This window comes from Chitinophaga sp. RAB17 (assembly GCF_052114225.1).
GTDB lineage: Bacteria > Bacteroidota > Bacteroidia > Chitinophagales > Chitinophagaceae > Chitinophaga.
The window spans coordinates 992561-1005212 of the sequence record NZ_JBFREI010000001.1 but is presented as its reverse complement, the minus strand read 5'-3'; the positions used below and the strand labels follow the sequence as shown (position 1 = coordinate 1005212).

General features: G+C 45.0%; 10 protein-coding genes. 5 read left to right on the top strand and 5 right to left on the bottom strand.

Translation table 11 applies throughout. From position 1 onward, the window contains the following. Window positions 1-6: 6 nt before the first annotated feature. From AB4Z08_RS03815 to AB4Z08_RS03795, 5 genes are all read left to right on the top strand, one after another. Window positions 7-975, top strand: coding sequence for a FecR family protein (locus AB4Z08_RS03815; protein WP_441572444.1), 969 nt, complete (start codon window positions 7-9; stop codon window positions 973-975). An 18-nt stretch (window positions 976-993) separates the two neighbouring features. Next, on the top strand, window positions 994-4329 hold the full coding sequence (locus AB4Z08_RS03810; RefSeq protein WP_441572443.1) for a SusC/RagA family TonB-linked outer membrane protein: 3336 nt from the start codon (window positions 994-996) through the stop codon (window positions 4327-4329). Window positions 4330-4347: 18 nt separating this feature from the next. Continuing rightward, entirely contained in the window at window positions 4348-6087 is a 1740-nt protein-coding gene (locus AB4Z08_RS03805; RefSeq protein WP_441572442.1) for a RagB/SusD family nutrient uptake outer membrane protein, read from the top strand. An 18-nt stretch (window positions 6088-6105) separates the two neighbouring features. Next, window positions 6106-7443 carry an alkaline phosphatase family protein gene (locus AB4Z08_RS03800; RefSeq protein ID WP_441572441.1) on the top strand — a complete coding sequence of 446 codons (1338 nt, stop codon included), beginning with the start codon at window positions 6106-6108 and terminating at the stop codon, window positions 7441-7443. Between the two features lie 212 nt (window positions 7444-7655). Beyond that, window positions 7656-8132 carry a hypothetical protein gene (locus AB4Z08_RS03795; RefSeq protein WP_441572440.1) on the top strand — a complete coding sequence of 159 codons (477 nt, stop codon included), beginning with the start codon at window positions 7656-7658 and terminating at the stop codon, window positions 8130-8132. A gap of 232 nt (window positions 8133-8364) precedes the next feature. Here AB4Z08_RS03795 and AB4Z08_RS03790 read toward each other — a convergent pair whose 3' ends face one another. From AB4Z08_RS03790 to AB4Z08_RS03770, 5 genes are all read right to left on the bottom strand, one after another. Further along, window positions 8365-9297, bottom strand: coding sequence for a hypothetical protein (locus AB4Z08_RS03790; RefSeq protein WP_441572439.1), 933 nt, complete (start codon window positions 9295-9297; stop codon window positions 8365-8367). An 11-nt stretch (window positions 9298-9308) separates the two neighbouring features. Further along, complete coding sequence (locus tag AB4Z08_RS03785) at window positions 9309-10310, bottom strand: redoxin domain-containing protein (protein ID WP_441572438.1); 1002 nt, start codon at window positions 10308-10310, stop codon at window positions 9309-9311. Between the two features lie 247 nt (window positions 10311-10557). Beyond that, the gene (locus tag AB4Z08_RS03780; protein WP_441572437.1) at window positions 10558-11310 is read right to left on the bottom strand and encodes an SOS response-associated peptidase; all 753 of its coding nucleotides are present in this window, start codon (window positions 11308-11310) and stop codon (window positions 10558-10560) included. A 6-nt stretch (window positions 11311-11316) separates the two neighbouring features. Continuing rightward, on the bottom strand, window positions 11317-11811 hold the full coding sequence (locus tag AB4Z08_RS03775; RefSeq protein ID WP_441572436.1) for a hypothetical protein: 495 nt from the start codon (window positions 11809-11811) through the stop codon (window positions 11317-11319). 15 nt (window positions 11812-11826) lie between these two features. Next, window positions 11827-12246 (bottom strand): LexA family protein, encoded by a 420-nt coding sequence (locus tag AB4Z08_RS03770; protein WP_441572435.1) that lies wholly within the window; start codon window positions 12244-12246, stop codon window positions 11827-11829. Window positions 12247-12652 lie beyond the last annotated feature (406 nt).

The window sequence follows — 12652 nt, the reverse complement described above, 5'->3', positions numbered from 1 at the left end:
ATACCAATGACGCCATCGCGCCTGCAATATTTACTGGAAAAATACCTCAACGGAACGGCCACTGATGCAGAGCTGTCGGAATATGATCATTGGTATGAACAACAACACGGCGATGATACACCCGCCTTTACTGCGGCAGAAAGAAAAGATATGTACACGGTGATTGCGGCGGGTATTAAGCCTAAAAACAATGTCATTTATCTTCGCTGGGCAGCGGCCGCAGCAATATTGCTGGCAGCAGGTGCGCTGTGGATGTTTAAAACAACGTCGCTGCCTGTACGAAAAACAATGGCCCGTGTAGCGGAGGTAACAATGGATAGCACGGTTATTAATAATAATACCCAACAGCCAAAAACGATCAACCTGGCGGATGGCTCACAGGTAGTTTTATACAAAGGCGCCACCATACGCTTTGCTGCACCATTCGGACAGCATAACAGGACCATCCTGCTGTCAGGAAAGGGTTTTTTCAACGTCACAAAAAATGCGCCGCTGCCATTCACCGTACTGAGTCATGGAGTAGCGACCACCGCACTGGGTACTTCATTTACGATTGCTACCATTCGTCATGAAGTAAAAGTAGTGCTGCATACCGGTAAGGTAATGGTGAAGTCAAATGCACAAACGCGTTATCTGCTGCCTGGACAAGAGTTGGTATATAACACCCTTACCAATGCCTCCAGCTTACAGGTGCCGGCAAATAAAGCCGTAACAGCACCTGCTATCGCGTTTGGCTCCCTGCGTGGCTTTACCGCCACATTTGACCAGGTACCGTTGTCTGGTGTACTCGATACTATTGCCAGAGGATATCATGTAAGCATCACAAGAAATGCCGGCTCATTTGATGACATCGCTTTTTCCGGTGTTATCAGGGACACCGATTCATTGTCACAGGTGCTGCATCGCATGTCGATGTTGCACGATTTAAAAATAATATCAACACGTACAGGTTACCGTATAGAAAAAAATCACTAACTAAAATATTTGCGCATTATGACACATCGCTACCTGCTAGTGAAGGGCGGAGCTTTGCCCCTTAACAACCGGCAGTCAACGTTTCAGTACGGCTGTAAATTTCTCGGCCTGCTGTTACTGATGGCTTTTATCAACCTGCTGCCTGCACAGGCGCAAAAGAAAACATGGATCAAAGGCTTAATCGAAGATGAAAAAGGACAGCCCATTCCAGGCGCCTCTGTGCAGCTGAAAAGCGGGCCGGATAGTCTTAAAAGCTTTACCGTGACAGATGCAAAAGGTGTTTTTACTTTTGATAATTCCCATCAGCAAGGCCCCTTCGTTTTCATGATCGCCTATGTGGGATATATGACGCAAACGATTACTAAAAGCAGCCTGGATCCACAAAAAGAACAGTCGCTGTATGTAGTACTGAAGGAATCTTCTTCAGCACTCAGTGAAATAGTAGTAGTCGGCTACGGCACGCAAAAGAAAGTAAATCTTACCGGTGCAGTAGACCAGGTAGGAAAAGAAGTATTTGAAAACAGGCCGATGACCAGCGCTACCAGGGGATTACAGGGAGTGCTGCCCAACCTGAACATTCGTATGACCGATGGAAAACCTATCCGTGGTGCCACCTATAATGTAAGGGGCACCACGTCTATTGGCGCCGGCGGCAGCGCCCTGGTACTGATAGATGGCGTTCCGGGAGATCCTAATTTATTAAACCCCAACGATATTGAAAGCGTATCAGTGCTGAAAGATGCAGCTTCTGCTGCTATCTACGGCGCACGGGGTAGCTTCGGTGTAGTGCTCATCACCACAAAAACGCCAGCGAAAAACAGTACGCAGCTGACTTACTCCAGCAACTACTCACTGAATGACCGTACCATCAAACCGAAATTCGTTACTAACGGGTACGAATGGGCCAAAAACTTTGATGAAGCCTACTATGCCTGGAACGATTATAAATCACACCCGGCCAAAGCCAATAGCGTATTCCCCTTTTCGCTGGACTACCTGGACGAACTGAAACGCCGCAACGATGATCCTTCCCTGCCTAAAACAGCAATCGATCCTACTACCGGCAACTACGTATACTATGGTAATACCGACTGGTTCCAGGAATTGTACGCCGATAAAAATCCATCTACAGAACAAACATTGTCTGCTTCCGGTGGCAATGCAAAATCAGAATATTATCTCTCCGGCAGGTACATGTCACAAAACGGTATTTTCCGTTATAACCCGGACAAATTTAAAATGTATAACATCCGCGCAAAAGGTGCGGTAAGACCATTTGACTGGTTGAAACTGGAAAACAATTTTGATTTCTCCCAACGCACTTACTTTTTTCCTATCCTGAATCACCCCAGCAACACGCCGGTGTGGAGAAGGATTTCCGATGAAGCATTCCCGGTAGCCATGCTGAAAAATCCAGATGGCTCGCTGACAGAAAATGCGGCGATTGTTTTTGGTAGCTTCTTAACGGGTAATAACTATTCTGATCAGACGCAGCTGCTGCTGAGAAACACTTCCCGCTTTACCACCTCGTTTCTGCATGATAAACTGCATGTAAACGGAGACTTTACGTATGCATATACTTCCAGTGTGGAAACACGTTTGTATACACCGGTGCCTTACAGCAAAATGCCTGGCCAGACATTGTTGCGTGGTGAAAGTAAAATGAATGAAGAAAATGATCGGACTACTTATACCGGTATGAACTTCTACGCCGACTACGAGCAGCGCGTATCTAAAAATACGTTTAAGCTCCTGGTGGGTTATAACTATGAAAATACCTTATATAAGTCCAGGTTTTATCAGCATGACGGTATGATCAATACCAGCATGCCTGATTTTTCCCTGATGAATGGACTGAACTATACCCTTACCGGTGGCGGTTATGAATGGCGCACGCTGGGTGGTTTCTTCCGATTGAACTATAACTACGATGAACGTTACCTGCTGGAAATAAATGGTCGTTATGATGGTTCGTCCAAATTCCCGGAGTCGCAGCAGTTTGGCTTCTTCCCTTCTGCTTCTGCCGGATGGAGGGTGTCTAAAGAGAAGTTCTGGAATGTATCACCCAATGCGGTCAGCGATTTAAAATTAAGAGGATCTTACGGTGCATTGGGGAATGGTAACGTTAATCCATACCAGTTCCTGCAGATGATGTCGGTGAGTAAATTGCAGATGTCGATCAATGGCGTGATACCGGACTATACCCAGCAACCCAATGTAATTCCTGACGGACTTACCTGGGAAAAATCCACCACGCTGAACGGCGGTATCGATGTATCATTTTTGAAAAGCCGTCTGAAAGTCAGCTTTGATAAGTACACCCGGAAAACAACCAATATGTTTACCACAGGATTGCCGGTTCCTGCGGTGTTTGGCGCCAGTGTGCCCAAAGGCAATTATGCAGACCTGCAAACAAAAGGATGGGAATTATCAGTGAACTGGGCCGATCAGTTTAATGCCGGCCGCAAACCATTCAGCTATTCCTTTGGTGTGGTATTATCTGACTACCAGTCTTACATTACCCGCTTTAATAATCCCAAGAAGCTGATCAATACCTATTACGAAGGTATGCGTGTAGGAGATATGTGGGGTTTTGTAAATGATGGCTATTTCCAGAGCCAGGAAGAAATTGACAAATATAAAGTTGATCACGATCAGTCTTTCATTAAAGTATCTAATGCAAACGTATTAATGCCCGGAGATATCCGCTTTAAAGATCTGGACGGCAGTGGCAAAATAGACGAAGGACAAGGCACTTTGGATCACCCGGGAGATAAGGCAATCATTGGTAATACCGAACCACGCTATGCTTTTGGTATCACCGGTAGTGCCAACTGGAATAATTTCTTCCTGAGCTTTTTCTTCCAGGGTATTGGAAAACGTGACTGGTGGCCGGGCACAGATGCTTCGCTGTTCTGGGGACAATACAATCGTCCTTATAGCTGGATGCCGGAAGATATCATGGATAAGCGCTGGTCTGAAACCAACCGCGATGCTTATTTCCCCCGTTTCAGAGGATATACGGCACTCAACTCCAATGCGGAGCTCACTGTGCAGCAGGCCAAATATGTGCAGCATGTAGCGTATATCCGTTTGAAAAATCTGACGGTCGGTTATAATCTGCCACAGGCATGGTTATCAAAAGTGAAAATGAAAAATGCGCGCATTTTCTTCACCGGACAAAATCTGTGGACATGGTCGCCGATGTATAAGATTATGAAGACGCTGGACCCTGAAGTGATTGAGGGCTCCGATCCGGAACTGAATAACAATGCCGGTGGCATTGGCGCCGGTAACGGGATGTCATATCCAATGCTGAAAACATATACCGTTGGTTTGAGTGTAACTTTTTAATGATTAATGCTTATTAAGATGAAAAATAGTATTTACCTGTTATTGATCCTGGCCATGGTCTCCTGTAAGAAGGATCTGAACCTGAAACCATTTGATAAACTGAGTCCTGATAACGCGTTTAATACCGAGGCAGATTTGCAGCTGTATGCAACTTCTTTCTATAAAATATTACCTGACGGGAATAGTATTATCAGGGGAGATGTTATGAGCGATGTGATGGCCGGAAAAGACGTGAATACGTATATCATTCCGGGTGCTTTTACGTCTACACAGTCCAGCGGTTGGAGCTGGGGAGATCTGCGTAATATCAACTATTTCCTGGAGCATTACGGGCAGGCGAAAATTCCGGATGAAGCCAAAAATCATTATGCCGGTCTTGCCCGCTTTTTCCGGGCCATGTTTTACTTTGAAAAAGTGAAACGTTTTGGCGATGTGCCCTGGTATAACAAAACCCTGGAGATCAATGATCCGGAATTGTATAAAGGCCGCGACCCGCGTGCCACAGTCATGGACAGCGTGCTGGCAGATCTTGATTTTGCCTGTGCCAACATTCGTGCTAAAAAAGATATCACCTGTTCGCAGATTACCAAATGGGTGGCATTGGCCTATAAATCCAGGGTATGTTTATTTGAAGGTACTTTCCGCAAATACCACAAGGAGATGGGGCTGCCGAAAGATGAAAATAAATGGCTGCAGGCTTCACTGAACGCCGCAGATTCCGTAATAAATGGTGGGCAGTATTCCCTGAACACTGCCGGTGATCCTGCCATGAACTATCGCAACCTGTTTATTAATGAAACACCCAACGTCAACGAAGTAATACTGGCCTATGTGTGTAATAAAAGTTTGCGTGTGTTCAATGATGCCAACTGGTATTTTACCAGTGCTACCTACGGTAACAGGATCAGCTTAGTAAAAACATTTGCAGACACCTACCTCAATATTGACGGCAGCCGCTTTACAGATACGCCCGGCTTTGATAACCTGCCATTTAATGAAGAGGTAAAGAACAGGGATCTGCGCCTGCAGCAAACGATCCGTATGGGTAGTTATAAACGCGATGGACAAATTGCACCGCCTGATTTTACGTATACCTATACCGGTTATCAACCGTTGAAATTTACGCTGGACTCCAAGGCTACGGATGGTGTGGGAGAAAACAATAATTCCATTCCGATTATTCGCTATGCAGAAGTACTGTTGAATAAAGCAGAAGCCAAAGCAGAGCTCAACAAAGGCCTTTCCGCAGAAGACTGGAATGGCACTATCAAGCTGCTGAGACAGCGCGCTGGTTTGAAAAATACAGACATGCCATTAACTCCTGATCCTTATCTGGCCGCCAAATTTTATGGCAGTGTGGAGACGCCCATTCTCATGGAAATCCGCCGCGAACGTGCTATTGAGCTGATCATGGAAGGGTTTCGTTTTTATGACCTGATGCGTTGGGGCCTGGGGCCGTTACTGACAAGTCCTTATGTAGGTTTATATGTGCCTGCCATGGATGTGTTGATGGATTTAAATGAAGATGGTAAACCGGATGTTTCTTTCGTGAAAAAAATACCCGCGACAAAAGTTCCTGGCGTATATTATTTCCTCATTGATGGTGATCAGACAAAATTATCTGGCGGTACCAGCGGCAACCTGATCTGGCTGAGCAATATTAGCCGGAGATGGGATAACTTTAAATACGTATATCCTATCCCGTTTAATGACCTGTCATTGAACCCGGCACTGCACCAGAATCCTTTATGGGACTAACATTTAAATAATTATAGCATGAAAAAATTAGCAGGTATAGCATTGCTGCTGATGTTAGGACTCTCCTCCTTTTCACAGAAAGCAAGTCATGTAGTACTGATAACGATTGATGGTTTCCGCCCGGACTTTTATACAGATCCGTCCTGGGGCATGGTAAACCTGCGTATGATGAAAGAGAAAGGAGTATATGCAGATGGTGTAAACAGTGTGTTTCCTACTGTTACCTATCCCAATCATACGTCCCTGATTACCGGTGTAACGCCAGCGAAACATGGCATTTACTACAACACGCCTTTTGAGCCAACAGGTGCTACCGGTATCTGGTATTTTTATTACGACAGTATCAAAGTGCCTACGTTGTTTGATGCCGTACACAAGGCAGGGAAAACTTCCGCCAATGTTATCTGGCCGGTAACCGTAGGGGCGCCTATTGATTATAACATTCCGGATGTATGGCCTATTGGTAAAAAAGACCGTAGGGATATCATGGCGAAACTATCCACACCTGCCCATCTCTGGCAGGAAGTACAGGACAATGCTACGGGTAAACTGGGCATAAAAGATTTTGCGATGGAAGATGAAGAGATGATCCTGGATGAAAATGTGGCGCGCATGTCGGCTTACCTGATCACTACTTATAAGCCTGCATTTACTACACTGCACCTGGCCTGCACCGATCATTACGAGCATGAGCAGGGACGGGACGGATTGCTGGTAAGAAAAGCAATAGCAGGAGCAGACCGGGCACTGGGTACCATTATAGAATCACTCAAACGGGCAGGGATATACGATAGTACTACCATCATCGTTACCGGTGATCATGGCTTTGTGAATATCAACAAAACATTTTCTCCCAATATATTACTGGCAAAAAATGGTTTGTTGAATAATGTAGCTACAGGCGATTGGAAAGCACAGTTTCATAGCTCCGGTGGTGCAGCCTTCCTTCACCTGAAAGACGAAGGAGATGTGGCTACTAAAAATAAAGTATTGGCCATCTTAAAAGCCTTGCCTGCAGAACAGCAGCAGTTATTCAAAGTGACCAACCGGCAGCAACTGGACGCAGCAGGCGCCAATCCTCATGCGGCGCTGGCATTGTCGGCAGCTCCCGGCGTGACCATTGGTGGCGCTGTTACCGGGGAACTGGTAAAGGCCGCCCATGGAGGTACCCACGGTTATTTTCCTGATTTTAAGGAGATACAAACCGGCTTCGTGGTCTTCGGTGCCGGCATCAATAACGGCGGTCATGTGAAAGAAATGAATGTGACAGATGTGGCGCCGGTAGTGGCGCAGCTGTTGGGATTATCACTGGGGAATACGGATGGTAACGTGCCTGCGGGTGTGTTGGTAAAATAATTATAGCATATAAAATAGTTAGGGCGTCTCAAAAAAAATGAGGCGCCCTTTTAGTTTTAGGCATAACTGAGCTCATTTTGGGAAATGATCTGGGGGAAAATAAGGAATTTGCAGATAAAATCTACACGGCGGGCGTATGATATTTACAAAACGCTCCTCGATTTTTTTAATAATAATAGCACAAATAGTAATAGATCATTAAACTGATGAACATGAGATATATAAAGCATTTTTTTATGTTGGTGGTGCTTACCTCTGGTTGTAGCAGAGAGACAGAGGAAGATAAAATGCGTAGAACAACCAATGATATAGTGGCCACTATTGAAAAGGATCAGTTTACTGATTTTAGATTTTTTATTGGGCCAAAACTTTTGTTTATAGGAAAAGATGACGTAAGAGTGTTTGATGACTTTACAAAATTTAAGGGACTACTGGGTGCGTCAGGAGAGAAAAAAGATATTACAATAAATATTACAGATCTCTATAATGATATGGGACAGCGGATTGTAGACATTCCGATAAAAAGTGCCCATACAACATCACCAGATAGCATTTATCATCTTAATCTGCTTTTTGGCCCTCCAAATATCTTTCCGTTAAATAAAATAACCGGTTATAAATTAACAAGAGGAAATGTGATCCCAGAAGGGTTTCATAAAATGGAGAAACCAGTTAGTTCAGGAAAATAACTTTAATGAGTATGACTAGTTCAGCGGATGCGATGATTAACACGATCATTTCTCACGAAAAGTGAATTTTATAGTGAGATAGTAAATAACAGATAAAAGAAAATGTATCAAAAGTAATTTGATGGGTTTAAGAATCATGTAAATGAAATCGCTCTCCATCGGGCACCCGAATGAAATCAGGTGAAAACTACTTTTGATACATCCCCATTATTACCAGCTATCGTCAGAAGGCTTACTCTTCATGTTGAGCAACCGGATAGTGCATATTCAGGCTAAGTTTCAGCAACATCACCAGCCCTTCTTCAGGTACGGCGGGCATAGTAGCCATCTGGAAATAACCATTACGTATCACCATTGTCCGCGTATTTCCTGACAGGGCATATAGGCGGCGGAAAGCAACCAACTCTTTCGCCGTTAAATGGTATTGCTTCAGTGGGGATGCAGGTGCAGGGCCCCCCTGCAGGTTAAGCCCGACAAATGTATAAGTGCTGTCGCCGGCAAATCTTTGTGCCAATGAACAGAAACTGCGATATGCCTGCATGCTGGCAGTGTCATTGGGTGCATAGGTTTGTATAACCCACATCTGGTGGCCGGGGGCTGCAAGGTCCAGTCGTCCGCCATTATCATCCGACAAGGCTAAAGCTGGTATTGGCTGCCCTTGTCGCAGGCTGTTCCAGATGTTTAACAGGGAATCGTATTTGATCCGTTGCTTTGGGGGGACCATCAATGCCAGATCTTCTTTTACATTCCCGATCGTTTCGTTATCAGTATTTTCGGTAATGCTCCTGGCCACTACCTGCTGATAGTAAGCCCATCTTACCCGATCGCTCTGTACATTATAGAGTACGTATTTCAGGCGCATAGTCAGGCCGCTGTCGAAGGCAGTTGCGGTACCGGCAATGCTGCGTAATCTGAAAAATCCATCCAGGTAAGCATTGATGCTGTTATCATTTCCGGGTGTGGTCAGCAGAACATTGTCCGGGTTTAGTTGTGGTAATAGCTTTATGGCCGCTATGCTGGCAGCGCTGCTGTCCTGTGCTGCCTGTGCCATTATTTTTTGGATGGCAGCCAATTGATCGTGTATGCTTTTAGGTGGTGGCGTTTGCTGTGCAGTAGCAGATAGGCTCCAACATCCGAACAACCATAGTATGATGCTATATTTCATGGATCTTTTGTTTATTTGGTTTGTGCCAGTGCTTCATCCAGCAATTGTTCCAGTGATTTTCCCGTACGGTCCCAGACCGTTACTACTTTACCATCGGCGCCTATGAGTACGGCAAAGGGCACGAAGCCGAATCCAAACATTTTGCGGAAACCATCTTCATCAAATCCTTTGGGGTCACGTGCCTGTGGCCATGGCATTTGTTCCTGTCCCAAAGCTTTTTTCCAGGCGGCATCTACGGCATCAACGGAGATGCTGAGAATTTCAATTCCTTTTTCATGATAGGCCTGGTATACTTTTTTGAGATGTGGTATTTCCATGCGGCAGGGATGACACCAGGAGGCCCAGAAGTCGATCATCAGTACTTTCCCGCGAAAGCGGTTATAATTCACGGTATCTGCATTCACACCCAGTGCTTTGAAATCCGGTACCACGCGGCCTGGTTGAGATCTGGACATAATGTCTTCGCGTAGCACCACTTTTTTCCCGTACCAGGATTTTCGGGCATCGGGTCCCATCGCATCCAGGAAGGATTTTACGCGGGAATAGGGATACTTCCCCCAGTAGTTGGCCAAAAAGGCGCTCACTGCTGAGTTGGGGTAGGTGGTCAAAAACTCCGCAGTACGATCAGGGTTCGATGGGTTGGTCATGTCCTGCAGGTAGTACTGATACTCTTTATTCAGCTTCCCACCTTTTAACTGTTTGCCATTTAGCCCGAAGTAGTCTGTCTGCAGCTGATAGGTAGTATTTTCCAGGAATACATTGGTGTTACTTCCATTGTTGATGCAGAGGGTTATTGGTTGTGGATAATCCAGTTTCCCTCTGACTACAAACGCATGTGCCTTGATATCGCCTTCTGCCAGTACGATCTGCTGATCTTCCATGACCAGCAATTTTATCTTGCCATATTTTACATCCTTTACGTACCCCCTGATCTCAAACCCTTGTGCCAGGCCCGGTAACCGCAGCAGGAGCAATAGCAACAGGCAGCAGGCGCTACTCATTATTTTATTCATATTTGTACGCATTTTGTATAGATAAGACAACGGACACCCCGGAAAGGGTGAATGCGGGACGGAAATACTTTTGATATCCTGTGTTTTTGTTGGGGCATGGGTATAGATACCGCCGGTTATTTTCGGATGTAGGGAGAGAAGTGCAAATACAGGGAACTTCATCCCCAAAAAGGGGGAGATCGTTTTAGTAGCTGGGTTAGTAGCTGTAAGGGAGATATACTTTATTCCCGGGCCATGTGGCGGCAATTTATACCTGTATGGCTGGCAAACCTTCGTATGCTGCAGGGGCAATAACGGCGGCGTCATCGGGCTTTACTTTGCGCACAGAATTTACGGGCCAGTAATCCAGCTGGCCGGCAGGTAATTCATATTGCAGTATTTCACGTATGTCCGTATCCGTTAGTCCTGGTTTTATCCATTCCTGTGCGAGTTGATTGGTGAGCATCAACGGCATCCTGCCGGCATTGTCGCCGCCATTATGGATTTGCGCCATCAATGGGTTAGCGTGGCGGGTGAGCAGTGTGAAAGTAGGGATACGCCCTGGTTTATCCACATCCCAGGAGTTGGAGAGCGCCCATAATCCTGCGATGAAAAAAACATCCTGTTCTTTTGATTTGATATAGTAGGCTACTTTATTTTTCCAGCCACTGATCTGCCGGTATTCAAAGAAACCGGTGGCTGGTACCAGGCAGCGCTGATGCCGGATGGCATTCCACATAGTACCATTTTCCAGTACTTTTTCGCTGCGGGCATTCAGGAAAAGCTGTCGTTGTCTTTTTACCTTTTCTATGGTGTCCAGCATTTTAGGTACAGGACCCCAGGTATACTTCTCCAGCTTTAAGCCATTGTTGTTGGTAATCACCGGCCATTGGGGGTATGACATCCCGATCTTATGCCAGGTAGGATCAAAGTGAATATCGAGGTCGCCGCTGGCTTGCAGCTGTGGCAGATATTTAAAGATGCTCTCTATGTTGGCAGTAAAAGCGATATCGTAGCACATAATTATTTAGTCGTATTCTATCTCCGATAAAGGTACTTTTATTTCTTCAGCTCCGTACTTCAGGGTAAAATAGAGCTCCCCATAATGCAGGAATAATTCTGCACTGACTTCTTCTTTACGTTCCGGTCTCCATTTTGTTTTGAGAGAAATATATCTTCTCACCGCCGGATCCATATACAATGGTGGATTCCATACTTCCTGCTGTAACAGTGACGCATATACTTTGTAGCCTGGTGGCTGTGATGCGGCTTTATACAATTTTTCTATTTCTTCCGGATGATGCGCCTGGTAAATATATTTCCGGTGATCAAAACGGATATGCTGAAAATGTATGTTGGCTTCTCCTATGTCTTTATAAGGAGTGATCAGGAATACTTCCCGTATGTGCAGGTCGTTGTGGTCTTTTCCTGCCGCATAACTCTGGCGGACAAATAATGTAAAACCATTTTCGAGCAGCGCTTTTACCAGCGCAGCAGATAATAATGCTAATGGATTATGCATAACTGTTCAATTTCACTATTTACGCATATCTACAATCACGGCGGTCACTACGCCCCATACCTGGAAGTCTGCATCTTCTGCTATGATGATGGGTTTATAAAAGGCATTTTCAGGGTGTAATACCCAGTTACGGCCGGCCTTTACCAGTCGTTTAACAGTATATTCCCCATCGAGGGCCGCTACAATAATGTCGCCGGTAGAAGGGCGGATAGAGCGGTCCACAACGGCCATACAGCCATCAGGGATATTGGCTTCTGTCATGCTATCACCTTTCACTCTGATAATGAAGGAGGTAGCGGGATTGGGCTGCAGGATACGGGAAAGATCAATTTCTTCTTCCTGGTAATCCAGAGCAGGAGTGGGGAACCCTGCGGGGATGCTGGTATTAAAGAATGGCAGGGTTATACTCAACTCTCTCAGTTTCAATGCTTCCATATAACTATCGTTTTAATAAATACTAATATTATTAGCAAAATAAAGCTAAAATTATTAGTTAAAGAAATCAATTAACAGATCGTTTGCAAGGGGCGAAAATGCGCATGGGGACTAAAAGACAGCAGATCAGTGAGATGTATGTTTTCCCTGCTAAAACAGGTGCAGTGAGATTTTTTTTTGAGAGGAAGATAATGGAGTAGATGAAGGAGGAATTATGTATGATGTCTTGCGCAGAATGTCCTTTTTCGTGTGAAATATCAGACATTTTGATTGAGAAGAACACGTAGTACAATTTAAAAGATATTCCCACATGATTGTATCCAATTAGTGTTATACTGGAAAGTAAATAATAGGGCATATGAATTACACTATTTATTGGACTTTACAATAATTCAATAACATGTTA

Bases quoted from the DNA above. Each gene is read 5' to 3' on its own strand.
- AB4Z08_RS03815 (WP_441572444.1), top strand. From the start codon at position 7: ATGACGCCATCGCGCCTGCAATATTTACTGGAAAAATACCTCAACGGA.
- AB4Z08_RS03810 (WP_441572443.1), top strand. From the start codon at position 994: ATGACACATCGCTACCTGCTAGTGAAGGGCGGAGCTTTGCCCCTTAAC.
- AB4Z08_RS03805 (WP_441572442.1), top strand. From the start codon at position 4,348: ATGAAAAATAGTATTTACCTGTTATTGATCCTGGCCATGGTCTCCTGT.
- AB4Z08_RS03800 (WP_441572441.1), top strand. From the start codon at position 6,106: ATGAAAAAATTAGCAGGTATAGCATTGCTGCTGATGTTAGGACTCTCC.
- AB4Z08_RS03795 (WP_441572440.1), top strand. From the start codon at position 7,656: ATGAGATATATAAAGCATTTTTTTATGTTGGTGGTGCTTACCTCTGGT.
- AB4Z08_RS03790 (WP_441572439.1), bottom strand. From the start codon at position 9,297: ATGAAATATAGCATCATACTATGGTTGTTCGGATGTTGGAGCCTATCT.
- AB4Z08_RS03785 (WP_441572438.1), bottom strand. From the start codon at position 10,310: ATGAATAAAATAATGAGTAGCGCCTGCTGCCTGTTGCTATTGCTCCTG.
- AB4Z08_RS03780 (WP_441572437.1), bottom strand. From the start codon at position 11,310: ATGTGCTACGATATCGCTTTTACTGCCAACATAGAGAGCATCTTTAAA.
- AB4Z08_RS03775 (WP_441572436.1), bottom strand. From the start codon at position 11,811: ATGCATAATCCATTAGCATTATTATCTGCTGCGCTGGTAAAAGCGCTG.
- AB4Z08_RS03770 (WP_441572435.1), bottom strand. From the start codon at position 12,246: ATGGAAGCATTGAAACTGAGAGAGTTGAGTATAACCCTGCCATTCTTT.